We start from the raw sequence: 26,755 nt of genomic DNA on the forward strand, positions 1-26,755 counted from the left end.
ACCATTTTTTGGGACCCTGTCTAGCCTCCTCTCTCCTCTTCCCAAATATAGGAGATCCCTGTTGGAAAATTTCCTCTGGACGCTACGTATTGCAATTTGCAGCACATCACTCTAGACTAAGTGGCATACAACAAATGGGAACTATGCCAAGCTAAAACGCCTTTAGCGTCCTTTTAAGGACGGTAAGCGTTTATGCGAGAATTATAAGGAGAAAGTATACCGTGAAGCTTATACTTTCTTATAATTTAAGAAGGATGTGTGATTTGTGAAGGTTACTGGAGACCAAGCGCTGGTCAAAAAAATAAATAAATCGATTGTACTACATACCATTCGAAGACACTCTCCACTCTCGCGCGCGAAGGTCTCAGAGATGACCGGACTGAATAAAGCTACTGTGTCCAATTTGGTAGCCGAGCTGTGCACGCAAGAATTGGTAACTGAAGTCGGACCTGGGGAATCAAGCGGTGGCCGCAAACCGTTAATGCTGCATTTTAACACGATGGCTGGTAGTGTAATCGGCATAGAATTACGGGTTAAGCAGCTAACAGCGGTCTTATGTGATCTGAGCGGGGGCATTCTTTACGAAAGCGATTTCTCTTTAGAAAACCATGATTTTCCTTACGTTCTGGAACAAATGAAAAAACTTATCTCAGGCTTGATTATCAACGCTCCAGAATCCCCTTACGGCATCGTCGGCATCGGAGTAGGTGTCCCCGGGATGGTGGATGAAAATGGTGTTGTACTCTTCGCTCCCAACCTTGGCTGGGAAATGGTCGAGCTGCGAGCGATACTCGAAGCTGAATTTTCCGTTCCTGTCACCATTGATAACGAAGCGAACGCGGGTGCACAGGGTGAACTCAACTTTGGAGCGGCACGAGAGGTAAGGCATCTCCTTTACATCAGTGCGGGATCAGGGATTGGATCTGGAATTATTATTGGTGGGGAGCTGTACAAGGGTGCAAGAGGATATGCCGGCGAAACCGGACATATGACGATTGAAGCCCAAGGCAAGCCTTGCAGTTGCGGGAGTCGTGGCTGTTGGGAGTTATATGCCTCTGAGAAAACTTATGATAATCCCGAACTCTCCCTCCCTGCCCATACTACGCCAGAGCTGGTTCGCTTTGCAGCCGGCGGGCAAGAAGACGCCCTGCATCACTTCTCAACGATGGGTGAATATCTCGGTATCGGGGTGACCAATCTAATCAATAGCTTCAATCCAGAGCTTATTGTGATCGGTGGGGCATTGTCTGAGGCTGAAGAATGGCTAGGCGAACCGCTGCGTCGGGTTGTAGCTGAGCGTACTCTTCCTTACCATAAGCAGCAACTCGAAATTACATTCTCTAAGCTCGGCAGCCGTGGAACGATGATCGGCGCAGGTTTCTCTGCTGTTATGCATTTCCTGGGCGATATTCGGGTGACCCTATAATCCATAACGGTAAGCGAAGCGTTTATGTGAGAAATATAAGAATAATTTATAGCGTGGAACATATACATTCTTATATTTTGAAATAATTGACGTAAAATTGACGCATTTGAGTGAATCAAAAGTGCAGTAAAAAGAACAGAAATCCTATATAATAAAGGTCAAGCTAGTGTGACATTTATCACTACAACCCCTTTTTTGAAATGGAGAGCGAGTCCATGACCTATGTTGATACGTCTGATATCTCGGCACAGATGTTCATCACTGTGTTGCTTTTTCTGCTCATTATTGCCCCTTTGATCAGCCTCGGCGTGCTCCGTTTTTTTCAAGCTAAAAAGAAATCAGGATTTATTCTTATTGGCAGCGGCGCTGCTGTATACGTACTATTTCAGCTCATTACATCTTTCACTCAAACCTAAACTCTACTTCTAGATCTACTTTCATAAAAATAGTCTGCGCACAGATGCGCCAGACTATTTTTTGTATGCTAAAGCTCGCAAGCATTTTATACTTTCATATATTTCAAAAAAGACCGCCTCCTGATCGGAAGCGGCCCATTACAATTTCCTTACGCAAATCTTATTTAACAAGAAGAAACGACTTTATCGTCCTATTAAGACGACAGCGGTTCTTCGTAGAAATATAAGGATATTATAGTTGTGCAGCATATAAATTCTTATATTTTTAAACAGTCGCGAGTGCTTTGTCGAACTGAGTTTTGTTCATGCCAACAATTTTATGCTCACCGATTACAGTTACAGGAATAGCCCTCACTCCCATGTCCCATACTTGCTGCGCAAAATCATCGTTCTGCTCGACATTGCGTTCTTCGTAGGATACGCCTTTTTCGCTTAAAAAGCTCTTCACCTGACGGCAATGCGGGCAATTTGTTGAGGTATATACAATTACATTCTCCATGGTATGACCTCCTATAAAAGATATACAGTGATGATATCAATTGTAGCATTGAGGATTTTTCAAACCAAATTATAGAATAACTGCACTGTGCTCCAAGCTTTCGATATATTTCTCAGCATCCATAGCTGCCATACATCCACTACCTGCTGCAGTAATCGCTTGTCTGTAACGAGTATCCTGTACATCACCACATGCGAACACACCTGGGATATTAGTTTCGGAAGTGCCTGGGTTCGTCATGATATAGCCATCCGCATTGGTTGTGATCTGTCCACCTAAGAAAGAGGTATTAGGGTGGTGGCCAATCGCAACAAACACGCCGCTTGCTTCGATGATTTCTTCTTCACCAGTCTCATTGTTAAGCACTTTTAGTCCATTGACGCCTCTTTCGCTCGAAGTCACTTCCAGAGGAGTACGGTTCAAGTTCCAGTCTACTTTAACATTAGCGCGTACACGATCCTGCATGATCTTCGAAGCACGCAATTCTCCACGACGGTGCACCAAAGTCACTTTGGAAGCAAAACGAGTCAAGAAACCCGCTTCCTCAAGTGCGGAATCTCCGCCACCAACAACCACGATCTCTTTATTACGGAAGAAAAATCCGTCACAGGTAGCGCAGGTGCTCACACCGCGTCCTACGTTATCTTGCTCCCCTGGGATACCGAGGTATTTTGCTGTAGCGCCTGTGGAAATGATCAATGTATCTGTAGTAAGAACACCCATTCCTTCAACATTCAGCTTAAAAGGGCGCTCTCCAAGTTCTACACTGTTCACCCAGCCCGTACGGAATTCTGCACCAAAACGTTCAGCTTGTTTACGCATATTATCCATCAAGTCAGGGCCCATGATTCCTTCAGGAAATCCAGGGAAATTCTCCACTTCTGTAGTTGTGGTTAATTGTCCACCGGGTTGAGGTCCTTCGATGACTAGTGGGTTCAAATTGGCACGAGCCAAATAGATAGCAGCGGTTAATCCTGCCGGTCCAGTACCAACAATTATTGATTTATACATATCTATGTCCTCCTTGAGCTAAACGGCAATGACGTCGCTTCTTATTTAAAATAATTATAATGTAGTGTTAATTATGATAACTGAAAGCAAATATGTCAATATGCCAGACTCCCAAGTTCCGAAACTATTTTGCGAACAATTTAATTTTAAAAAATATTATCGCAATAATCTTAGTCCATTTAGAATCACTAATATCGTACTGCCTTCATGCCCTATCACGCCAAAAGGAAGTGCGATCCCTTGCACAAAGTTGCTGATCATAAGCACTGCAATCACAGTCACAGCAAAAATCATATTTTGCTTCACAATACGCTGCGAACGACGCGCCAATGATATGGTTGAAGCGATCTCTTCTATATTATCATTCATAAGCACTACATCGGCTATTTCAAGTGCTGCGCCGCTTCCTTTCATACCCATCCCCATGCCTACGGTTGCTGTCGCCAAAGCAGGTGCATCATTCACACCATCACCTACCATAACAACGTGACCATACTTTTCACGTAGTGCTTTGATATGCTTTACTTTATCCTCCGGTAATAGATCGGCAAATACCATATCTACTCCAGTAGTACCTGCAATAACCTGAGCTGTAGCGTCACGGTCACCGGTAAGCATTGCCACTTTAATCCCGAGCTCCTGCAGCTTACGCACTGCGGCTTCTGCTTGTGGGCGAACCGTATCCTGTAAAGCAATCATTCCGGCAATTTGCTCACCGTCCAGAATGATAGAGACGGTCTTCCCTTCTTCAGCCAACTGCTGCCGCTTAAGTTTCCAATGCTCTAGTTCAGGATTCATAGCAGATGGAGTCAGCTCATCGAGCAAATTAGACTTTCCGATTCTCCAGAGATGTCCGTCGATTTGACCTTCAATCCCCCAGCCTGTGATGGTCTTACTGTCTTCTACTCCCTGTAGCTCTAAACCTTCCTCTTCCGCTTTACGCACAATCGCTTCCGCCAGTGGATGACGGGACATATGCTCAATGGATGCACTAACCGTTAGCAACTCTTGCCGACTGTAGCCTTCACCTGCAATAAAATCAGTTACCTGAGGAGTTCCCTCTGTAAGCGTCCCTGTCTTATCGAATGCCACAACCGTTGTGCGTGCCATATTTTCCAGATGGACCCCGCCTTTAAACAGAACCCCTTTTCGCGCACTTTTGGAGATGGCTGACAGCATCGCTGGCATAATGGAAGAGACCAGAGCGCAAGGTGATGCTACTACTAGAAAGACCATCGCTTTATAGAAGGTTGCGCTCCAGCTCCAGTCCAGCAAAAACGGTGGAAGGATAATCAGTGCCACTGTGGAGGCTACGACAACCCGTGCATAGATGGCTTCTAGTCTTTTAATAAAACGCTGGGAGTTAGGAACTTCCGTCTCTGCCTCTTCTACCATTTTGATGATTTTAGCAAAAAGGGTGTTCTCAGCTGCTTTCGTTACCTCAATATAAAGGGGTCCTTCTCCATTCACAGTGCCTGCAAAAACCTCGCTACCGGCACATTTCTCTACAGGAACCGATTCTCCCGTAATGGAAGCCTGATCTACTGCCGATTCCCCCCGATATACCTTGCCGTCTGCCGGAATTAAATCTCCCGGACGCACAAGTAGCAGATCTCCGATCACCAGCTGGTCAATATTAACCTCATTCATACTTCCTTTTTCAATGCGCATAGCCGTAGCCGGTTTGAGTGCCATCAGCGAGGAAATATCCTTTTTACTACGTTCCATCGTATAACTCTCTAATGCTCCACTGAGTGCAAATATGAAAATAAGCATAGCACCTTCATTCCAGTATCCAATGGAAGCTGCGCCTAGTGCGGCTGCAATCATTAATAGATTCACATCGAGATCTCGTTCTTTGACGAGCGTTTCTACGCCTTCCTTTGCCTTGTTCCAGCCACCAATCGTATAAGAAATGACATAGAGTGCTATGGAAAGAATTTCTGACCATCCACCAACTGACCAAGCAAAAAGCATAAGCAGTCCGCTGCCCAGAGCAGCCTGCATTTCAGAATTGCTGAGCATGGCACGCGGATCGAACCGGCGCTTTGGAGCGCCTGGCTTCTTCATGCTGCCAGAGATAGATGACTGCTTGGGTAAATGTTTTGATGTTGCTTGCATAATAATCGCCGTCCTTTAAAGTTTTGTGGAGTTTTACTTCATTGACTCTACTTCGCAACAAAACTTGCTTTGTGAGCATACGCTTTGTTTTGTGGAGCCTAACTTCATTGGTTTTTCTTCGAAACAAAACTTAGTTCGTGAGCATACGCTCTGTTTTGTGGAGTTTTGCTTCTGCCAAGTGAGAATGAGAGCCATTATTAAGACCCCTAAAATGACACATGCTGCCCCGGCTTAGCCGGGACAGCATGATTGATAACTATAGGTAGTGAGAATGATAATCATTGTTGCAATAGCACAACTATATTTCCTTAGTGCAACTTATATTTTAATCATACCACCAGGAATTAAAAAGTAAAGCCTATCTATTCAGCTAAACGCCATTTATTTCAGAATATGTGTTAGCTGCCCGTTTAGTGGCGAATTTTATCTAAAAGCTCTGTTAGGAGATGTTCCTCAACTGGAGTTGAATAAGATCCATCCTCAAAACGTTTCATCGAGCCGATTCCTTCTTGGAATACAAAACGTATGCGCCCTTTGCGTACTTTTTTATCAGTGTACATTTTATCGATTAACATTCGGTCTGTAATGGTTGCTGGGATTTCAGTTGGCAGACCTGCCTTCTGTAGCAAAGCAATCACCCGCTGAGCTTGGTCCGGCGTTACATACCCCAAGTGCTCTGCTAACTGCACCTGAATCGAAAGTCCAATCGCTATGGCCTCGCCATGTAACAATTCATAACCACTTAATGCCTCCAGTGCTCGACCTGCGGTATGCCCCAGATTTAGAATTTGACGCAGATTACTCTCCAATTCGTCCTTCTCTACCACGCCATATTTGATCTCACAATTGTAAAGTGCAATCCGTTCGCAAACTTCTCGATCTAATACAAGTCCATCTTCGGCGGAGACTACTTTATCCATATTTCGCTCCAAAAACTCGAAAAATCCCGCATCGGCGATGCAGGCATGTTTGATCGTTTCAGCCAATCCGCTACGAAACTCACGAACCGGAAGAGTTCTCCAAGTCGTTAAGTCGATGTACACCTTTTTGGGTTGATGAAATACACCGATTAGATTGGTAGCGACTAGTGTATTTACGCCTGTTTTACCGCCAATGGATGCATCTGCTGCCGCTAATAAAGTAGTTGCATAGTTCAAACTCGGCACTCCCCGGCCAAATGTCCCTGCCAGAAAACCTGCTAAATCCGTTACCGCCCCACCTCCAATCGCAATAATACAGCAATCTCGTCCATACGAACGACTTAATAGCTGATCCTCAAGCTGTGCCTTCGTTTCACGGGTTTTGGACTTTTCTCCAGCTGGAAAAGAAAAAAGCTCCGCATGGAAACCATTCTGAATCAGCTGTTCCAGCAAGGCTTGTCCATACAGCGCTTCAACTTTGGAATCCGTAATAATCGCAAATTTGCTCACATTCTCTACGATTCCTCGTTTTAAGTCTTCTATTAATGAGTTAAATAAAGTTTCACCGATCTCAATGTCGTAAGAATGATCAACAACCTTCTTCAGGGCAACTCTAAAATTTGTGGACATGTGCAGCGCCTCTTTTCAGTAGGATGCTAATAGATTCGAGCCGCCTCTTTAATTATCCTTTTTATGTAATATCAATGAGGACCTGAAAGCAAATCGACTGGGGCAAGACGATATGACCCTGACGACAGGCAGCATTATGAATGAAGTAGAAGTCGCAGTGCAGCCGTACTTGTAATGCACTGCGACTTAATTTGAGTAGTAAGATCTACGCGAAGCCGCCTTCGGATTATACACTGTTGAAACGGAAAGTTTGCGAACGTGCCGTTACGGACTGAGTGGACCTTAACCGCAGTTTTTTCCCAGATTTGGATTGCTAACGGACCCCATTGCAGCTATTGGCCTGAAAAACACCAAATATGAGTCTCCTTCGATTGAATAATGTCTCTGGAGTTCAAAACATGCTCCAAGAGCATAAATTATGCAAATAAGGTCATCTGAGTCCGTAAGCCTCAACGGATGATGATTTTACTTTTGAAGCAAGTAGTCAAAACACTCAAAATGAAGAAGAGCTCCCAACCATAAATTACAGTGATCATTCAATAACCAAGAGCAATGATCCTCTAATAATAAAGAGCAGTGATTCTCCATTAACGGCAGAATCACTGCTCTTTTGTCTTTTTATCGATTCTAAATGAAACGTATCGTCTTATTTAGAAGAGAAAGCGGCTTAAGTGACAGCCGCTTCATTGTTGTCCTACTGCCTTCCACCGGCGGCAGTATCCAGTGTCTCCTGCTGCCTGGCGATCCAGATCAGACAGGCTGCTCTAAGCAGCGCTTCGGTCCGCTGACCTGCGCTGCAAAAGATCCCGCTGAGGCCGATCTGATACAGATCGGCCAAAGCCGACGCCGCCGGAGTCCCCGCGGCGAGAACTACCGCCGCCGGCTTCACGCTCCGCACGGCGGCAAGGATCTCGCCCGCCGCCAGGGTGAAGCCCTCTGCGGCGGCCCCTTCCGGCGCGAGCTCGCTCGCCGCGCCGTCGAGCACTAGGAAATCGGCGATGCGCGCGATTTCCGCGGCGGCGGAGGGCTCCACATCGGGCGCGATCAGCGCCCCGATGCGGCACGCCGCCGCATAAGCGTGGCCGAGTGTCTGATCGGCCACGACCTCGATGAATTCGCGCTTTGCGGCGAATTCGGCTCCGCTTGCGGTGTAGGCGACCAGCAGGTCAAGGCGGCAATCGCCGCCTTGACGCTGGCTCTCCGCCACCGCAGTAAAAAGCGCTTCGAGCTGCGCGTCCTGAAGCGCGGTGAGCTTTGCGGGCTGCGCCGCAAGCTCACCTGGATGCAGCAGGGTGAGCGCTGCCCATTCACCATCCGGCGATTCCAGCAGCGCTGTGGTCGCTGCCTGCAATCGATAATAAATCCGCTGCAGCATTCGATTAGCCTGCAGCTCATCTTCACTGGATAACCAGTTCTCATAAAGACAGAACAATTCAGGTTCAAGCAGCCATTCCTCACTTCGTATCAGACAAGGTCCAGCTTGAACGGATCTTGTTCCTTCTCTTGTAGTAGGGCGCTCTTCACGTTCTTCTCGTCCTTCACGCAGCACTAAGAAAGCCGACTGTTCTCCAGGGCGCTTAAAATAAGAACGGTTCAAAGGTTCTACGACATCCTTCTGCTCTACTCCGGTGATAAATTCTGCGGCAGCGGAGGCAACGGATCCGGCTTGGCTCATTTCCATCCCAACAGCCCGATCACCGGCCTTATACATGAACTTGAACGGGCGCTCTTCACTACTCCGAAAACCATCCTGCTGACGTTCACCCTTCATCTTCGCACCCACCCTTTATCTTTGGATTGCTGCCGGTACGCCTAGTAAATAAACATCATGCCACCGACATCTTATTACCACACTTATAAATACGGGAACCTCCCATGAAATATGCAAGCGTTGCCAAATCATATGAATAATTTGCCTTATTAAATCACAAAAAAGGCATCGCCACATAGCAGCAGATGCCTTCCTTGAACTTCATTGTTCTATTGTTGACTGGCGGCAATGGCCTGTTCCAGATCATAAATAATATCATCAATAGATTCCGTACCAATCGATAAGCGGAGCAATTCCGGAGTTACTCCCGCTGTGGTTTGCTCTTCATCCGACAGCTGTGCATGTGTTGTGCTTGCAGGGTGGATAATCAATGACTTGGAGTCACCGACATTCGCCAAATGCGAGAACAGCTTCACATTTTCAATCAGCTTGCGTCCCGCAGCACTTCCACCTTTAATACCGAAGGTAAGGATCGCGCCTTGACCTTTAGGTAAATACTTTTGCGCTAATTCATGAGATGGATGAGTAGGAAGTCCAGAATAACTTACCCATTCTACATCTGCGTGTGCCTCCAAATATTGCGCAACCTTTAGTGCATTCTGGCTGTGACGTTCCATCCGCAAATGGAGTGTCTCGAGCCCTTGCAACAGCATCCAAGAGTTAAATGGTGAAATAGAAGCACCTAAATCGCGAAGTAATTGAACGCGGGCTTTGATAATATAAGCAATCGGTCCAACAGCTTCCGTATAAACAACGCCATGATAACTTGGATCAGGCTCTGTAAGTCCTGGGAACTTACCGCTTGCCTTCCAATCGAACTTACCACCGTCTACAATAATTCCACCGATAGATGTACCATGCCCGCCGATGAATTTAGTTGCCGAATGAACAACGATGTCAGCTCCATGCTCAATCGGACGCAGTAAATATGGGCTTGGGAACGTATTATCCACAATAAGAGGAATTCCATGTTCGTGTGCGATTGCTGCAACGGCTTCAATATCTAGTACATTCCCCTGTGGGTTACCAATAGTTTCTGCATACAAAGCTTTGGTTTTATCATTAATCGCAGCACGGAAGTTCTCTGGATTATCCGAATCCACAAAATGCACCTTAATACCAAGCTTAGGCAGCGTTGTAGAAAAAAGATTATAAGTTCCACCGTATAGGCTTGCCGCAGATACAATTTCATCCCCAGCGCCCGCAATATTTAGAATGGAGAAAGAAATAGCCGCTGCCCCGGAAGCTGTAGCAAGTGCACCTGCTCCACCTTCTAGTGCTGCCAAACGCTGTTCAAATACATCTGTAGTCGGATTCATCAGCCGAGTGTAAATATTACCGAATTCTTTGAGCGCAAACAGATCCGCTGCATGATCAGCATCACGGAATCCATAAGACGTGGTCTGATAAAGCGGTACAGCACGTGCGAAAGTAGTTGGATCAATTTCCTGGCCTGCATGAACAGTCAAAGTTTCAAATGACAGCTTACGGTCTTCTGACATAGGTATTTCCTCCCTTTATAAATAAGAATAGAAATCTTTAACAAATAATAATTGTACCTATTCTCTCATAAACGACATCATTTGAAAAGAAAAAAATCTTATTATTCCGGTGCGAATTATTATATTTTGATTTATTCAAAGGAAAGCATGTCCGATGAATATCAGATAACGCTTTCAATAAAAATTTTTAAGCTGAAGAAACATGTATAACCATATGTACCTGGTACAGAACATCTACGCAATAAAAAACAGAATAGCGGCAGATAAAGCTTGTCCACCTCATCTCACCGCTACCGTTTTACTTATCTTCTTTTAGTAATTGCTTTGGCTTGTTTCACCCTTAGCAATCGCTACACCGCCGCTGGTACCAATACGGCTTGCACCTGCTTGTACCATTACATGGGCATCTTCTGCACTACGAACACCACCGGAAGCCTTCACACCCACATTAGGTCCAACCGTTGCACGCATCAGCGCGATATCTTCCTTCGTTGCCCCACCTGTAGAGAATCCTGTGGATGTTTTTACGAAGTCTGCTCCGGCTTCAACAGAAAGCTTGCAGGCACGAACCTTTTCTTCTTCCGTTAATAAACAGGTCTCGATAATGACCTTAGTCAGTGCTTTGCCGCGAGCTGCGTCTACAACTGCTGCAATATCACGTTTAACCAACTCATTGTTACCATCTTTCAGCGCTCCGATGTTGATGACCATATCCACTTCACCTGCACCATTAGCGATAGCATTGGTAGTCTCAAATGCTTTGGTCTCTGTTGTCGAGGATCCGAGCGGGAAGCCGATAACTGTGCAGACTTTAACCTCAGGCGTATCCTTCAACACTTCATGGGCAGTAGCTACCCAAGCAGGGTTTACGCAGACTGAAGCAAACTTATAGGCTTTTGCTTCCTCTGCCAATTTAACGATATCTTCTTTCCGTGCATCTGCTTTAAGCAGTGTATGATCAATGATCCGCGATAGTGTAATTTCGCTCATTTTTGTCATTCCTCCATGATTTGGATAGTGAATTTTTTTCATCTCTGTAATCATACCAATAGAACTCTGCTTTGCAAAGTCGACTGGGCGATCATACCCGCCCTAACCTCGGTTAACTCATATAAATATATTTGAAGCAGGTCATTATTTACTTAATTATCTTTTCAAGTTAATTTTATACCTTCTTGTATTTTTTAAAATATAAAGGATGATCCCCCTAAACTTTCCCATTAAAAAATACGATAATATCTATATAAATGGGTTTTTTAGCCTATTTATTTAAATTTTTCTTTTATCATATTTAGGAGGAGATCGATTTAAAATGGGAAACTTTAATTTCACCTCAAACGCTGCAGCCCAAAAACTGAATGTACAAGTAGAAGGTTCTATGTCACCGGAGGACGCCGGGCGCTTCATTCAGGAGTACAACCAAATCGTAAGTACATTTGACCCAGCACAATATGAGATCATTTTAGATTGCAAGACATTAAACGTATCCTCGCCCGACACTCTTCCTATGCTTGAGCAATGCTACATACTGTATAAAGAATCAGGATTTAAAAAAGTAACCTTCATTATTGCCAAAAGCCCTGTCCTAAAAATGCAGCTAAGCCGAGTAGCCCGGGCAACGAAATTAGAAAATTACGAAATTATTGAAGCATAGGAGGTTTCATTTGGGACATATAACCATCCGCCAAGCCGCTTATTACCATCCGGAACATGTCGTATCTAATGATTATTATCTGGAGCATTTCCAGAGTATGGGCAAGGACATTAAGCGATTCCTAGAAGTCATGGGTCGTGACCGGAGATACATCGTAAACGATAAGGATGAAAATGCCCTAACGATGGGACTCAAGGCCGCCCAAAAAGCGCTACAAGAAGCCAATTTACAAGGTGAAGATATGGATATGATCATGTTCGCTTCACAGACACCGGAATATACCTATCCTACCAACGCACTCCTGCTGCACCGCATGCTACAAGGTAAACATCGGACCATTACGCAAGATTCCAATGCCAACTGTGCAGGAATGGTGTCTGCTGTAGAGCAGACAAGTCGTTATATGCAAGCTAATCCTAGTATCCGGTACGCACTCGTCGTGGGAAGCGACTATAGCTCAGTGCACTGCAATACGGATGATGAAATTACTTACCCTAACTTCGGGGATGCCGCAGCAGCTGTCATTCTGGAACGAAGTAGCGAGCAATCAGGCTTCATTGACTCCCTTTATTACACTGATTCTGAGGGATCTGAGAATATTATGTTCCCTGCTTGCGGTTTATCGAATATTTATCACGAGGACATTACACCGGAGCAAATTCGGATACGCTGGACACCCTTTGACGGTACTGTTTGTGTAAATGCGGCGGTTGCAGACATGAAAAAGCTTCTCTCAAGAAACGGCCTGACTACAGATGATATCTCTGCCTTCTGCCTTTCACAATTCTCTCTCAAAAATATCGAACTCATCCAAGAGGGTCTTGGACTTACTGATGAGAAATTCATCTATGTAGGCGACGAGTTCGGGTATACGGCTACAAGCAGTCCTTTTATCGCCTTTCAACGCGGAGTCGAAGACGGACGAATCAAACGTGGCGATTATGTCTTCTTCTGGTCGGTTGGTGCTGGTTGGCAAATTCCTACAATGCTTTATCAATATTAATAGCATAAAAAGCCCTACTTCTATAGAAGTAGGGCTTTCCCATCAGAGGAGCAGATGTTAGCAATTTGTGAAATAAATCAGAAATCTAATAATGAATTATTTAGTCAGGGATTGAACATCCACAAATGGAGTGGCTCCCCCTGTTACAGATGGCAGTACGCCGTTCCATTTTTCCAGCGCTTTTTCTTGGACCTCTATTTGCTTCAGCTGCACCAGCTCAGGTGTAACCTCCTGCTTCTTAAGTCTTAAAGATTCGGCTTCGGCTTGCGCCTGGGCGATCTTTTGCTTCGCTTCAATCTCAATCCGCCGGAGATCATTTTCGGCCTTCAGCGCCTGCTGCTGGGCGACCTGCTTCGCTTCAATCGACTGGTTAAACGCCTCAGAGAATTTAAAGTTAACAATGTTAATATCGTTGACGATCAGATCATATTTTGCCAGCCTAGCGGTTAAATGCTCACTGATCTCACTCGACACTACATCACGGCGTGTAATCAAATCCTCTGCTGGATATTTGGCTGTCACTTCTTTAACGATTTCTTGAATGGCCGGATTGATAATTACATTATCAAAATTACCTCCGATATTGTTCATCAGATTAAAGGCAGAAGCCTTATTTACGGAATAGTTCACCGCTACATGTGTGGATACGGGCTGAAGATCTTTTGAAGAGGCTGAAGTATCGGTCTCCGCTTTCGTTACCTGCGTATTGACTTGAATCACCGTCTGAATAAACGGAACTTTAAAATGAATACCAGGTGACAACGTATTGTCATTTAATTTACCAAAGGTTTTGTACAAACCTACATGCCCATATTCCACAGATACAAAAGAGTTCGCGCCAATCAACAATACAATGAGCACCGCTGCAACACCGCTAACTATTTTCCCCGGTCGCAGCTGTTTCAATTTCGGATTCATTTGCATATTCATCCAATACCCCTCCTAGATTATGGATAATCATTAAAGCTTAATCGTCTATACGGAGGTTTGAGGGAATTGGTCGCAGGAAATATTTCAGCAGCAGTGGTCATGGTGTTACCGCTCTTGGATCAGTCCTTCTAGGGTCAATCGGAATCTTTTGCTCTGCTTGTCCCCGATATTAAAAGCTTCATATATTCCTTCATCCGTTAGCACTACGGAGTCCGCCTCCAAAGCATCATTAACGTAAGTTACCTCAGCGTGATCAACATTCCAGCGGTAAATGTAGGCACTCATCGGATTTCCATGCGCGGCTACACCCTCAATAGATCCATCCCCATCAACATCCAGCTCTTTGGAATGTCCGGTATCTATTTGCAGCAAGCCCGAGGGGTTACCACTCTCGTCGATTAAATAATAGTTAGTAAGCGAATTATTTGCTCCTAGTCCACCGGTGATTTTCAGCACCTTTTCGCTAAAAATCCGCACCACTTCTACCTTGATATCCTCCGGCTGACGATAATTATAAGTTCCTATCGCCCCTAGACTGTATTGTCCTTTGGAAGTAGAAATGTTGGCATACACGTAGTCTTCGTCACTAGCCATCGTATACACCTTTACTTTGACTCCTCCGAAATTATCCAGCTTCTTCTCTGTAATTAAAGTAGCGCCTGTAGGTGGATCACTTAGTTGAGAGACTATGGGGATTGTATCCACCAGCTTCCACTCTAGCTTAATGAGATTTGCAGCGGTGTCCGTTGGCTTCGGTCTTGATGTGTGGTAGTCATTAGCCGATTGAAGGGGGGATGGGTCAACCTGATGTTGGCAACCTGCCAGCAGATTCATTAGAAGCAAAGCTGTCAGCGTAACGGATTTATGTAGAGGAAACATCTCTTATTCACTTCCTATCCTCTTTTTAAAATCAAATCTTTCATTAATCATAGATGAAGTTAGATATTCAAATGTTACTTTTAGGGGGCGAGAGGGTTAATTTATTGTCTTTTGAGGGCATGCGTCGATCAAAAAGCTAAATTGGCATACAAAAAACCCGCATCAAATGCGGGTTTGAGAGGAAAGAATCAAGAGCCTAGCAGTTCACGCGCCAGTAGTCGGTAAACCTCTAGACGTTTCTCTTGCGAATGCGGAATGCTGCATATCATCGCTTCCTGGAAACCATATTGAGCTTGTTCTTCTTGCAAGCGTACGGCGATGTCTTTAACCGCACCAACCAAATGAATCTTACGGCTTTCCTTGATTGACATCCGGTCAATTTCCGATAACGATATGTTCTGAGCTTCTTCTGGTGTCAGCACCTGAGTAATTCTGCCCTTGCTCATCATCAACCGAAAAATATCCTGCGGTAATGCCTCATACTCAGCTTCTTCCTTCGTTTCTGCGGTGGTCACCATATAGGATACACTAATCTCAGGTTTGTCCATGAAGATAGAAGGCTGGTAGTTATTCCGATATTGATCCAAAATCTCATTACTCATGGCACCATTAAAAAATTGCGCAAAGGAGTATCCGACTCCCATCTGTGCTGCTTTTCGCGCACTGTTGCCGCTCGAGCCTAACAACCATACCTCGGGGAGCGCCACCTTCGTTGGAGCGGCAAGATTTTTGGTATACAACTCACTTTCCGGAATCTGATCACTAAGCAGCTGCATAGTAATGCCAAGCTTATCATACATGTTATGCAGCATTAACTCGCGGCCTTCAGACAGAGCGTACATAGCACTTGTATCGCCACCAGGAGCTCGTCCCACACCGAAATCTATTCTCCCCGGGGTAAAAGCACTTAACGTTTTAAATACTTCCGCCAGCTTAAGCGGAGAATAATGCATCATCATAACACCACCGGTGCCGATTCGAATACGGTTGGTCTTAGCGGCTAAACGGGCTGCCGTTACTTCCGGAGCTGAGCTAGCAAATGTATTTCCGCCATGGTGCTCTGCCATCCACATTCTGCTATATCCCAACTCATCTGCTAAAATAGCTAGTTCTTCTGCTTTATTCAGAGCACCTTCCGCTGTGTTACCACTTGTCACGGGTGCCTGATCCAATACGCTTAATCTCATGCGAATACATCCCTTCTTTGGTTAGATGACCATTTTATTGCAGATCCATTCCTCTAAGGCTGCAATCTTATCTTTAAAGCGTTCACCAAGCATTTCCTCCGACAACGAAGCAATAGTCTCCCGCTTTAATACAGCTTTCCAAGAGGATTCAGCTTCTTCCATCAGATTGGTTAACAGGCAGCAGCTATCTTCTTTCTCTAAATCCAACATGTCTACCAGAATACCATTGGATGAATACAGCGACTGCTGGCCTTCCACCGCAAGGTAAACGTCATATACACGAATATCTTCAGGTCTCTTCTTTAATTTAAAGCCACCTTTAATGCCGGGAACAGACGTGATGATGTCTGCGGTTACCAGCTTTCTTAACAGTTTCTGAAAATAGGTCGCCGATGCTCCGAGCTGCTGGCTAATCGCTTCTCCAGACAACACCGCTTTGTCCGGCAGCATGTTAAGCAGAACCAGTGCATACACTGACTGTTCTACCCCTGTTTTCATATGCATGTACAGCACCTCGATCTACATAAATTGCTTAATATAAACTGTAGACTATACCACCCGCGTATAAAGCGGATAAACATTATCCACTTTATACTTTATATCAGTTTGCACCAAAAGTAAAACCCTGCTCGTCTTCTCTTACAGTTAATATCTGCTATAAAAAAAAGATCGCGCATATAGCGCAATCTTTTTTATATGGATAGTCCCACCCGCTGAACCAGCTGTGAGCTCTGATCATTAAGTCCGGTAATGGTGACTTTTTTGCCACGTTCGGCGTATTTGCTCATCGTCTTCGCTATGGCATGAACTGCGGATTGGTCCCACACATGGGAGTGTGAAAAATCGATAATAATATGATCCGGATCGCTATCGTAGGCGAATTCATGAATGAAGTGGCTTGTCGTGCCGAAGAACAGCTGGCCGGTAACCGCATATGTTTTGGAAGAGGCAGCTTCCTGAACTGTTAGGCGGATCGAAGCTATTTTCCAAGCAAACGTTAAAGCACTTAGCAGAACCCCAAATAAAACGCCAATAGAAAGATTGTCTGTAGCCACCACGGTGACCACCGTCACAATCATAACCAACGCATCGCTAAGCGGAACACGGGTTAGAGATTTAAGCGAGCCCCATTCAAAGGTGCTGATACAGACCATTATCATTACGCCAACGAGCGCGCCCATCGGAATCTGCTTAACCACATCGCCAAGTACGATAATTAGGAACAATAAAAAGATCCCTGATACAAACGTGGACAGACGCGTGCGTCCTCCTGACTTCATGTTAACCATTGACTGGCCAATCATCGCACAGCCTGCCATCCCTCCGAAAAAACCAGTGACTACATTCGCCAGCCCCTGTCCCTTCGCCTCTCTGTTCTTATCACTACCTGTGCCCGTAATATCGTCTATTAAGGTGGCAGTCATCAGGGATTCCAATAACCCAACTACGGCCAGCGAGAGTGAATATGGCAAAATAATAAGCAGCGTATCCAGCGTGAACGGGATCTGCGGTAAATGGAATAGTGGCAAAGTTGCTGTAATATTCCCCATATCCCCTACGGTTCTTACGTCCAGATGAAGAGCGATGCTAAGAATAGAAACGATAACAATCGCTACAAGCGCTGAGGGTACGGCTTTGGTAAACCGAGGAACCGTATAGATAATAAGCAATGTCAGAGCTACCAGTCCATACATCACCCAGCCTTGTCCATTAAAATGGGTAAGCTGCGCCATGAAAATCAGTATCGCCAGCGCGTTGACAAACCCCGTCATGACCGGCTGTGGCAAAAAAGTGATGAATCGGCCCAGTTTCAACATGCCCATCAATATCTGAAACACACCAGCCAGTACAGTTGCCGCGAACAGATACTCTATTCCATGCTCTAGTACGAGACTTCCGACTAATAGGGCCATAGCCCCTGTAGCCGCCGAGATCATTCCGGGTCTGCCTCCGGCAAGTGCGGTTACAATTGCAATACAGAAAGAGGCATATAAACCAACCATCGGACTTACTCCCGCCAAGATCGAAAAAGCGATCGCTTCAGGAATCAGTGCAACGGCTACGGTCATCCCCGATAAAATATCGGTTCGAGTGTTAGAAAACCACCCATTATTTAAGGTAAGCTGCTTCAAAATCTAATTTCCTCCTGTGACTAATAAGGTATATAGGCCTTTTCAAAAAGACCCGGGGCCGGTGCAACGCTAATGTTCCTTATTGTACTCGACCCGCCTTCACCTTCACAAAAAGATTAGATAGACTTGTAAGCGCTTATTCACCTCATTTTCTAGCCAATCCTTGAAATATCATTCAAATTCTATATTTCTAGATTACCGATATAATCCGGAAGCTTTCACTTCATTAAAGAAGTTGTTGAACTCATCAATATTCAGCTGCTGCGCAGCATCGGACAACGCAGTTGCAGGATCAGGATGAACCTCGACCATAATACCATCGGCTCCGGCTGCGAGTGCGGCTTTTGCACAAGGGATAAGAATATCTTTGCGTCCTGTGGAGTGAGTAACATCGACCAATACTGGCAGATGGCATTCCTGCTTAAGAATAGGCACTGCTGAGATATCGAGCGTGTTGCGGGTCGCTTTTTCATACGTACGAATTCCGCGTTCAATCAACATGATTTGTGTATTACCACGAGACATGATGTATTCCGCTGCATGTATGAATTCATCGAGCGTAGCAGCCAATCCGCGTTTCAGCAGCACAGGCTTATTGACTTCTCCGACCGCTTTAAGCAGCTCAAAATTATGCATGTTCCGTGCACCGATCTGGATAATATCTACATAATCTAAGGACTCTTCAATATGTCTTGGATCTACAATTTCACTGATGGTCAGCAGACCATAATCATTTGCTGCTTCACGTAATATTCTTAGGCCGTCCATACCTAGACCTTGGAAATCATAAGGAGAAGTCCGCGGCTTGAAGGCACCTCCACGCATAACACGTACACCAGCTTTTTGCAGTGCTGCAGCTACGGTGCGGGTCTGTAGTTCACTTTCCACAGAGCAAGGACCAGCTACCATCAGTGAAGAAGGACCGCCAACAGTAACATCTCCCGGCAGAACAATCACAGTGTCTTCTTTGTGACTCTTACGCGCTACTAGTAAAGTTTTTTTATGTTCATCGGATTGTAAGTCCAGAGATGCTGAAAAAATTTGTTTGAAGAGGCTGCGGATGGTTCCGTTAGTGAAAGGTCCTTTGTTGCTCGCTACGAGCTGATCAAGCATTTTCTTTTCACGTTCTGGATCGAATTTAGGCACACCTTGCTTTTCTTTAACTACTCCAATCTCCTGCACAATTTTAGCCCGCTCGGAGATCAGCTCCAGCAATTGCCCATTAATTTCATCCAGACGACCTCTAAGAACATCCAATTCTACGTTACTCATTACCCTTCCACTCCCTCTTCTTATTTATAATTTGAAACGCAAAAAGGCCCCCCGTCGCAAGGGACGAGGAGCCGTGGTACCACCCTTATTTAGAATTAACCCTTAAACTAGCACAAAGGAATAGAAAATCGGATTCCCTCGACTAAAGATTAACTCTATCTTAAACCCGGTAACGCGGGGCGCGGGCCTCCCTACTCATACCTGTCACGACCTGTGACAAACTACTTCAGGGGCCGACTCGGAAGTGAACTTCGGCATTAATCGTCTCATGAGGGTGCTCTCAGTCTCCGGCACACCTTCCCTGTTAAGATCCGCTATAATGCTTACTCTCTTCGTCATAGTCTTATTTATGTCAGCGCGTCTTTTGCGCTGGTTTCTGCTATCTTAATCAAAAAATGTTTCCGATGCAAGATAATAATGGAACGCTGAGTAGCTTTAACGCAATAAAATCATATGAGATACAATTATTCTTATAACAACTCGATAGAATAGGCTTTGAAGTATGAAATAACCCATACCCATACTATTCTGCCACTGATTAAAAGGTTCCAATCCCTTTCTATGTATGAAGTTGACAGCGATATTTTGATTGTTTACAATTAAATCATTGAAAATATTTCCTATTCTTATTCACTGGCAGCTTTAGCGTTGACAATACATAACTGAAGGGATGTAGCAGCATGAGCATTTATCCATATACAGCACGCAGTATTCGAGGAAAAGAGATCGAACTAGAGGAATACAAAGGTAAAGTACTTTTGATTGTGAATACAGCAAGTAAGTGTGGGTTTACCCACCAATACTCCGACCTGCAAAAGCTCTATGAGCGATACGAAGATCGCGGCTTCCAAATTCTCGGTTTCCCTTCCAATCAGTTTGGGGAACAGGAACCTGGCAGCAATGAAGAAGTGAATGTATTTTGCCAAATCAATTACGGCGTTACGTTCCCTCTCTTTGAGAAGGTTGAAGTAAAGGGCGAAAATAAACATCCCCTCTTCACTCACCTTACTGAGCAGGCTGGATTTGAAGGCTTCGACATGAACCATTCTTCAGGAAAGCTGCTTCAAAGCATGCTTGAGAGCAAAGATCCGGAAGCACTGAACAATGACGAAATCAAATGGAACTTTACTAAATTTCTAATTGATCGCGAAGGCAATGTAATTACAAGATTCGAATCTACTGTGGATCCGCTGGATATTGAGCCAGCGATCGAAGCACTGCTATAGTTTTTTTTAGATATATACCGAACTAATGATATCAACTTAAAGCACAGTAGTCACTGCGGTGAATAATTGGACTTCCGGCCGCTGTTGTCCCCAGATTTCTTGATTGAAACCGCTCTTCGCGGTGGAAATCCCGGGACAAAGGCCTACATAGATTGAATTTCTATACAACAATAAGCCGCCCAGACTCCAACTCTGGGCGGCTTTTTCACGTGCGGTACTGCTCGGTAAACACTTCAAAATAAGGGGTGGTATCCCTTTCAGCCATTGAGCCATTAGCGCCCGGTCCCCAGCCGATCTCAGCCCGCCAGCTCCCTAGCAACCCTGTCTGGATTAGCGCCTCCTCATTTACACCGATAAGCTGATCTGCCTGTGGTGCTACATAAAGTGCATCTACAGGGCAATAAGCTTCACACATAAAACAAGTCTGGCAATCTTCCTGACGCGCAATAACCGGAATCTTCCCCTGCATTTCGAATACGTTTGTCGGACATACTTTCGTACACAGTTTACAACCCACGCAGCGTTCCACGCTGATTAGTTCAATCATATCGCCTGCCCCTCCTTTAGTAGATTCAGTTCATGAGCATGGGGCACAGCCTCGGTACCGATGCTTATTTGCTCTATACCGGATACAATCAGCCGGTGGGTTTGACGCGGATCAAGCTCCGGATATTCCGCGAGCTTTTGCAGGCCGCGCGTCTCCTTCCGGGCCAGCGCGGCAGTGTACATCCATCTGCCGACCGCGAGCATAGCCGCGGCTTCGCGTGCTTGCACGATGCCCTGTACGGTGGCGGGAACGCGCCCGTTCAACAAGGCCATCAAGGCATTCAGCCGCTTCAAGGCTGAAGAAATGCCCGGTTCGCTGCGGAAATAATTAATCTGCAGCGGTAAGATTTCACGCTGGATCGCCGCGACTAGCGGCTTCACCTCCAGCGTTTCCGAGGTGTCGGCGCCAGCCGCCAAACCGTAGCGTCCCGCTGCGGTCAGATTGCGGCTGTTCGCCTGCCCTCGGCTGGACCGCGCATGTTGCGCGGCTCCCTGACCTGCCCAGCTTCCGCTGCATATGGCCCAGGAAGCGTTATAAGCCCCGCCGCCGGAGATGGCGCCGGTCACTTTCTCGCGAGATGCGGCATCTCCGGCCGCATAGAGTCCGGGCACGGTCGTCCGGCAGTCCGTGCCCGTAAGGCGCAGACCCCCAGTGCCGCGCATCGTGCCCTCATAACGCAGGGTGAGCGGGAATTTCTGCTTAAACGCATCAATTCCCGCCCGCTCCAGCGGCATAAAGAAAATCGGATGCGCTTTTCGCAGAAAATCCTGTTTCTCCGCTGTATCTGCCAGATCGAGCGAAGCATAAACCGGCCCCTTGAGCATCATTTCAGGGATGCTGCCAAAGGTCCGATCCCCTTTATGCAGCGGATGACCGTCCGCATCATAAAGCGTTGCCCAAGCTAGCATACGGCCACGTGTTACAGTTCCATCTGCAAAGCTCGGAGCGTATTGGCGGCTGAATTCCATGCCTGACAAATCGGCTCCCACCTCAGCGGACATCAACAGCCCTTCTCCTGTCAGTACGTTGCAGCCAAGACCTTTGCTGAGAAAAGCACAGCCTCCGGTTGCCATCACAACGGCATTGGCCTTCACTTCCCAAGACTCCCCTGTCAGACGGTTAATCCCACGTGCCCCGCCAACCCCATGTTCATCATGAAGAAGCTCTAGCGCTGGCGACTGATCGAGGATCGTGACCCCCGCTTTGCGGACAACTCTTCGCATAATCCGCATGTACTCTGGTCCATGCAGATGTGTACGCAGTGAGTTACCTTCATCATCCTTCGGAAAAGGATAACCCCACTGCTCGACTAGAGCCAGATTCTGCTCTACCTGATCCAGCACGCGGTGAATCCAAGCATTCTCCGACAGATATCCACCAGATTTTAGTCTGGATTGAACCGCCTGCTCACGCAGCTCGGCAATTGGAGGGATAACGAGCAGCGTTGTACCGCCCGGAGCAGTGGCGCCGCTTGTGCCCAAGTAGCCCTTATCGGCCAAGACTACCTTTGCACCTTGCGATGCTGCACTCCATGCCGCCCAAGCTCCTGCGGGTCCTCCGCCAAGCACGAGCACATCCACTGTCATTTCCTTCTTAAGCTGCGACATATCTTTTCCTCCCAAGCATTTGCGCTTTCCAAGCAATTGTTACTTCAGCTGCCAATCGCTAATATTGAAGTCTTTTTTCGCTAATTTTTCTTCGACAAGGAAGTTCTTGGTACCCTCCAGTAGCTTGGTTCCTTCGTCAGTGAACGCGGTATCTTTGATATCACTAATTGGATTTACTTGCTTCGCCAGCTCTGGCGTTGTATCTCCGATTTCAGCCAAAAATTGATAATATTCATCCTCGTGTTGTTTCAAATCCGCCAAGGCTTTCTCACGGGCTTCGTTCCACGCCTTCGGAAAGTCAGGGAATTTCGCCAGATAGTCCTCGGACACGACAGTTGCACTAGTGCCGAGCAAGTTCGGATGCTTCGAAGCATCGTCTAAGTGAGTGTAACCTTGGTCAATTAACTTCAGCGCAGGTACACCCAAATTAGTCGTAGCATCTACATCTCCACGGGCCAAAGCTGCGGTAGCATCCGGAATGAGCATATGCACGAGTTTATAGTCAGTTACGCCTTCCTCCTGAAGTAACCCAACCACATAGCGGTGCATGAAAGAGCCTTTTTGAATGGCAATAGTCTTCCCTTGCAGATCCTTCACCGTCTTTGGTCCATCCTTCTTACCGATTAGATAACCGATAGTGTTGGCTGAGGATTGTGAAATCAGACGTGTCTTGGCGCCAGAAGCATAAGCAATAATAGCAGGTGTATCCCCAAGGCTGCCGATATCTAATCGACCACTAATTAAGGATTCTGTCTGATCAGGGCCGTTTGGAAAGCCCGTAAGCTTCACTTCAGTAATGCCATATTTCTTCAACTCTTCTTGAATGATCCCTTTATAAAAGCCCCAGCCCTCCGCGCCACCTGGCACATTCAGCTTATTAGAGCCTATAAAACCAAAGTTCAGTACCGCTGGAACGTTACTTTCGGCTTTGCCTCCAGATTTCTCTGTACTAGAGCCGCCGGATGCAGATGCTCCATTTCCTCCAGCGTTATTTCCGCAAGCCTGAAGAACCAGCATAACCATCATAATCGTAGTTAAAAGTGCAAATCGTATCCTTTTAGAACGTTTCCCTTGAATCTCTCTGTACGCTGGTTTCATTTCTTTCTCCCCCTAGATTTATGTTATTTATCTTAATCTTAATCAAGGTCAGAACCCTGCCCTCGACGCCAATTTGTACATAAAGTCATGACTTGCTACCGGTTGTCTGCCTTTGCCCCAGCCTACCTTTTCACGATAACCACCAAGTAATCCCTGCTCTTGAAGCCCTGCCTCTGTCACCCCAATCACTTTCTCTGAATCTGGCGCAACGTAGAGAGCATCCACAGGACAATACAGCTCACACATAAAGCAAGTCTGGCAATCGCTCTGCCGGGCAATAACAGGAATGCCATCCTCTACCCGTTCGAAGACATTGGTCGGGCAGACCGATACACATTGGTTGCACTCTACACATCTGGCAGCGCTGATCACCTCAATCATGATAGAACACCCTCCTTGGCCACGGCTTCTGTCTTCACCCATACCTGATCCAATCCACCGCTAATTAAGCGATGATGCTGTTCTTGATCCGTTCCCTTAAAATCTTCACGCTTATGCATGCCCCTCGTCTCCGTACGGGCAAGCGCGGAATTGTACATCCAGCGGGCGGTTGCAGTCATGGCTTCAGCTTCACGCGCTTTAACCCCTTCAGGTGTTCGCTGAATCTCACGGCTACGCTGATCTTTCCACAATTCATCCAGACGACCTAATGAAGAGGTCAGCCCTTTATCCGTACGGAATAAATTAATGTCATACGGCTTCACTTCAGCCTGCACAGCAGACACAACCTCTGACGTATGAGCTGATACTCCAGGCTTCACTTCTTGATGAACTAGTGGAGAAGATGATAAGCCGACTGGATTACGGTACGCTGCATTCGAGCCAAGTCTCTGCGCATAGACAGCTGCCCCTTCTCCTGCAAAACTGCCGGATGACATAGCCCAAGCCGCATTATGGCTGCCACCACCAGTAAATCCCCCGCAAATTAGCTCACGGGTAGCTGCATCTCCTGCCGCATAAAGTCCGGGAACACCTGTGCCACAGCTTTCGTCCGTGATATGAATACCACCCGTCCCACGAACCGTTCCTTCGAGACGAAGCGTAACCGGAAAAGCATCCTTGAAAGGATCGATCCCTTGTCGATCAAAGGGCAAGAAAAAATTGGTCTGCGCCACCCGCAGCAGCGGTCTTAAATCCTCGGGCGCTCCATCCAGCTTGGCATACACCTGATTGCCTGCTAGCAGATTCCGAGCGATAACTGAACGCCCTTTCTTGGAACCCGCCCCTTCCACAATGCTTCCATCCTCATAATAAAAGCTGGCATAGTTGTAATATGCTGTCTTGGTTACAGAGGAGAACGTAGGGCAGATAGCATAGGCATTGGAGAATTCCATGCCGGACAAGTTCGCCCCAGCTTCAGCTGCAAATAGATAGCCATCTCCGGTCAACACGTTACAGCCGAGAGCCTTACTTAGAAAAGCACACCCACCAGTTGCAATGACAACCGCTCCTGCCTGAACAGTCCAGGTGTCACCACTCTGCGTATGGACTCCAGCCGCTCCAGCTACGCCATGCTCATCCGCTAGGAGCTCCATGGCTGGACTATGATCTAGAATTTTAACGCCCGCTTTTTTCACAAGCTTACGCATTAATTTCATATATTCCGGTCCCTGAAGACTCTTACGATACTGGTTACCCTGCTCATCTACAGGGAATGGATATCCTGAAACGCCAAGTTTGTTCATATTGGCATAGGTACGGTCTAGCACTCGGTCCATCCAGCGGGATTCAGCCAACTGACCACCCAATGTATAACGACTTGCTTTGGCCTCCTCCCGGAGCTTCTCATCCGGCTTCACATACCAGACTCCTGTTCCTGAGGGGGCCGTTGCACCGCTCGAACCGCAGTAGCCTTTATCTGCAAGGACAACTTTCGCCCCCTTCGCTGAGGCCGTAAGGGCTGCCCATGTTCCTGCAGGGCCTCCGCCTATAACAAGCACATCCGCCACCAAATTCAACAACCCTTTTTGTATCGATCCACTCATAGCTCAAGACCTCCTCAAATGATTTACCCTTCGTAACTATCGCGCCAGAACAGGCACTTGCGTTCAATGATTCGGAACAAAGAATCGATTAGCTTGCCGACAATAGCAAAGATAATAATGCCTACAAACACAACCTCTGTATTAGAGTTCTGCTTCGCCTCATTGATCAGGAATCCAATGCCGGATTGTGATCCAATGAGTTCAGCTACAACAAGACCGATCCATGCTACAGCCAATGACAGCCGCAATCCTAACAAAATCCCGGGTAATGCTGCCGGTAATATCAGCCTGCGCAGCCTCTGATAAGGGCTAAATCCTAACACCCGGGACACCTCAAACAGCTTATTGTCCACATTGCGGATGCCCATAAACGTATTAATATAGAGCGGAAAGAATGACCCTGTCAGAATGATCACTACTTTGGACATCTCCCCAAAGCCGAACCACAAAATAATTAGCGGTGCTATAGCTAGATGAGGAACAAGCCTAAGGACCTGTACACTAGGATCGAGCACATATTCCACACTGCGAAACAAGCCAGTCAGTACTCCGAATAAAAGGCCTAGAACACCTCCGATAAGAAATCCAACTCCCGCCCTCCCCATACTGACACCTAGATGATGAGTTAACTCTCCAGTCACCAATAGGCCTGTAAAAGCTCTGGCGATCGACAATGGAGTCGGCAGAAACTGCGCGGAGATCAGTCCGGTGCTTCCTGCCAGCTGCCAAAGTACTATTGTCACCACCGGAATGATAGCGCCCGTTCCCCAATCTGACAGTAGAGATTTCCATGCTATAGGTACCGCCGATTTCTCCAATGTCTTAGTCGATAAAGGGGCAATATCACTGCTATCTAGCGATTCTCTTGCTCTTGTAGTGTTATTCAAAATAGCTTCTGCTCCATCGCTCATGGCGCATCCCCCTTTCGTTTCTTGCGCG

Annotated in this window: 24 protein-coding genes; 5 read left to right on the forward strand and 19 right to left on the reverse strand. The window is 46.4% G+C overall.

Features of this window, described 5'->3' with window-relative positions; translation table 11 throughout:
* Positions 1-265 precede the first annotated feature (265 nt).
* Together NSQ29_RS30740 and NSQ29_RS30745 are read left to right on the forward strand one after the other, a co-directional pair.
* A complete protein-coding gene (locus tag NSQ29_RS30740; RefSeq protein ID WP_341126857.1) occupies positions 266-1,426 on the forward strand; it encodes an ROK family transcriptional regulator in 1,161 nt (386 codons plus the stop codon).
* A gap of 215 nt (positions 1,427-1,641) precedes the next feature.
* Entirely contained in the window at positions 1,642-1,842 is a 201-nt protein-coding gene (locus tag NSQ29_RS30745) for a hypothetical protein (protein ID WP_042191897.1), read from the forward strand.
* A 265-nt stretch (positions 1,843-2,107) separates the two neighbouring features.
* Here the strand turns inward: NSQ29_RS30745 and NSQ29_RS30750 are convergent, their stop codons facing one another.
* The 7 genes from NSQ29_RS30750 to deoC form a co-directional block, all read right to left on the reverse strand.
* Positions 2,108-2,341, reverse strand: coding sequence for a glutaredoxin family protein (locus NSQ29_RS30750; protein ID WP_042191899.1), 234 nt, complete (start codon positions 2,339-2,341; stop codon positions 2,108-2,110).
* Positions 2,342-2,410: 69 nt separating this feature from the next.
* A complete protein-coding gene (gene trxB, locus NSQ29_RS30755; protein WP_042191901.1) occupies positions 2,411-3,352 on the reverse strand; it encodes a thioredoxin-disulfide reductase in 942 nt (313 codons plus the stop codon).
* A gap of 156 nt (positions 3,353-3,508) precedes the next feature.
* Positions 3,509-5,473 carry a heavy metal translocating P-type ATPase gene (locus NSQ29_RS30760; RefSeq protein WP_341126858.1) on the reverse strand — a complete coding sequence of 655 codons (1,965 nt, stop codon included), beginning with the start codon at positions 5,471-5,473 and terminating at the stop codon, positions 3,509-3,511.
* A 410-nt stretch (positions 5,474-5,883) separates the two neighbouring features.
* On the reverse strand, positions 5,884-7,023 hold the full coding sequence (gene aroB / locus NSQ29_RS30765; RefSeq protein WP_341126859.1) for a 3-dehydroquinate synthase: 1,140 nt from the start codon (positions 7,021-7,023) through the stop codon (positions 5,884-5,886).
* Positions 7,024-7,717: 694 nt separating this feature from the next.
* Entirely contained in the window at positions 7,718-8,794 is a 1,077-nt protein-coding gene (locus NSQ29_RS30770) for a hypothetical protein (RefSeq protein WP_341126860.1), read from the reverse strand.
* Between the two features lie 209 nt (positions 8,795-9,003).
* A complete protein-coding gene (locus NSQ29_RS30775; protein ID WP_042131076.1) occupies positions 9,004-10,296 on the reverse strand; it encodes a homocysteine synthase in 1,293 nt (430 codons plus the stop codon).
* 312 nt (positions 10,297-10,608) lie between these two features.
* Positions 10,609-11,286 (reverse strand): deoxyribose-phosphate aldolase, encoded by a 678-nt coding sequence (gene deoC, locus NSQ29_RS30780; RefSeq protein ID WP_143759565.1) that lies wholly within the window; start codon positions 11,284-11,286, stop codon positions 10,609-10,611.
* Positions 11,287-11,608: 322 nt separating this feature from the next.
* On the opposite strand from deoC, the gene NSQ29_RS30785 reads away from it, so the two are divergent.
* Positions 11,609-11,950 (forward strand): hypothetical protein, encoded by a 342-nt coding sequence (locus tag NSQ29_RS30785; RefSeq protein WP_042191906.1) that lies wholly within the window; start codon positions 11,609-11,611, stop codon positions 11,948-11,950.
* A gap of 10 nt (positions 11,951-11,960) precedes the next feature.
* Positions 11,961-12,953: a ketoacyl-ACP synthase III gene (locus NSQ29_RS30790; RefSeq protein WP_341126861.1), complete on the forward strand. Its 993-nt coding sequence runs from the start codon at positions 11,961-11,963 to the stop codon at positions 12,951-12,953.
* Between the two features lie 96 nt (positions 12,954-13,049).
* Here the strand turns inward: NSQ29_RS30790 and NSQ29_RS30795 are convergent, their stop codons facing one another.
* The 6 genes from NSQ29_RS30795 to NSQ29_RS30820 all read right to left on the reverse strand — a co-directional run bounded on the left by NSQ29_RS30795 (position 13,050) and on the right by NSQ29_RS30820 (position 19,353).
* Entirely contained in the window at positions 13,050-13,883 is an 834-nt protein-coding gene (locus tag NSQ29_RS30795) for a prohibitin family protein (RefSeq protein WP_042191910.1), read from the reverse strand.
* Between the two features lie 105 nt (positions 13,884-13,988).
* Entirely contained in the window at positions 13,989-14,762 is a 774-nt protein-coding gene (locus tag NSQ29_RS30800) for a hypothetical protein (protein WP_341126862.1), read from the reverse strand.
* A gap of 188 nt (positions 14,763-14,950) precedes the next feature.
* Complete coding sequence (locus tag NSQ29_RS30805) at positions 14,951-15,949, reverse strand: LLM class flavin-dependent oxidoreductase (RefSeq protein WP_341126863.1); 999 nt, start codon at positions 15,947-15,949, stop codon at positions 14,951-14,953.
* A gap of 21 nt (positions 15,950-15,970) precedes the next feature.
* The gene (locus tag NSQ29_RS30810) at positions 15,971-16,453 is read right to left on the reverse strand and encodes an Rrf2 family transcriptional regulator (RefSeq protein ID WP_341126864.1); all 483 of its coding nucleotides are present in this window, start codon (positions 16,451-16,453) and stop codon (positions 15,971-15,973) included.
* A 188-nt stretch (positions 16,454-16,641) separates the two neighbouring features.
* Positions 16,642-18,084: a SulP family inorganic anion transporter gene (locus tag NSQ29_RS30815; protein ID WP_445739203.1), complete on the reverse strand. Its 1,443-nt coding sequence runs from the start codon at positions 18,082-18,084 to the stop codon at positions 16,642-16,644.
* A 192-nt stretch (positions 18,085-18,276) separates the two neighbouring features.
* Positions 18,277-19,353: a bifunctional 3-deoxy-7-phosphoheptulonate synthase/chorismate mutase gene (locus NSQ29_RS30820; RefSeq protein ID WP_076285501.1), complete on the reverse strand. Its 1,077-nt coding sequence runs from the start codon at positions 19,351-19,353 to the stop codon at positions 18,277-18,279.
* A 680-nt stretch (positions 19,354-20,033) separates the two neighbouring features.
* Here NSQ29_RS30820 and NSQ29_RS30825 point away from each other — a divergent pair.
* The gene (locus tag NSQ29_RS30825; protein WP_042191922.1) at positions 20,034-20,579 is read left to right on the forward strand and encodes a glutathione peroxidase; all 546 of its coding nucleotides are present in this window, start codon (positions 20,034-20,036) and stop codon (positions 20,577-20,579) included.
* A gap of 205 nt (positions 20,580-20,784) precedes the next feature.
* On the opposite strand, the gene NSQ29_RS30830 is transcribed toward NSQ29_RS30825, so the two are convergent.
* The 6 genes from NSQ29_RS30830 to NSQ29_RS30855 are packed head-to-tail and all read right to left on the reverse strand — an operon-like array spanning position 20,785 to position 26,727.
* Positions 20,785-21,126, reverse strand: coding sequence for a 4Fe-4S binding protein (locus NSQ29_RS30830; protein ID WP_076285502.1), 342 nt, complete (start codon positions 21,124-21,126; stop codon positions 20,785-20,787).
* A complete protein-coding gene (locus NSQ29_RS30835; RefSeq protein WP_340972890.1) occupies positions 21,123-22,733 on the reverse strand; it encodes an FAD-binding protein in 1,611 nt (536 codons plus the stop codon). Before NSQ29_RS30835 ends, NSQ29_RS30830 begins: the two co-directional genes overlap by 4 nt.
* A gap of 39 nt (positions 22,734-22,772) precedes the next feature.
* Positions 22,773-23,831, reverse strand: a complete 1,059-nt coding sequence (locus tag NSQ29_RS30840) for an ABC transporter substrate-binding protein (protein WP_339243516.1) — start codon at positions 23,829-23,831, stop codon at positions 22,773-22,775.
* Between the two features lie 48 nt (positions 23,832-23,879).
* Complete coding sequence (locus NSQ29_RS30845) at positions 23,880-24,212, reverse strand: 4Fe-4S dicluster domain-containing protein (RefSeq protein WP_076120303.1); 333 nt, start codon at positions 24,210-24,212, stop codon at positions 23,880-23,882.
* Positions 24,209-25,816 carry an FAD-binding protein gene (locus NSQ29_RS30850; protein ID WP_341126865.1) on the reverse strand — a complete coding sequence of 536 codons (1,608 nt, stop codon included), beginning with the start codon at positions 25,814-25,816 and terminating at the stop codon, positions 24,209-24,211. The genes NSQ29_RS30845 and NSQ29_RS30850 overlap by 4 nt, the downstream gene beginning before the upstream one ends.
* Before the next feature lie 23 nt (positions 25,817-25,839).
* Positions 25,840-26,727, reverse strand: coding sequence for an ABC transporter permease (locus tag NSQ29_RS30855; protein WP_052404425.1), 888 nt, complete (start codon positions 26,725-26,727; stop codon positions 25,840-25,842).
* Positions 26,728-26,755 lie beyond the last annotated feature (28 nt).

It is taken from the genome of Paenibacillus sp. FSL F4-0236 (assembly GCF_038000135.1).
GTDB lineage: Bacteria > Bacillota > Bacilli > Paenibacillales > Paenibacillaceae > Paenibacillus_AQ.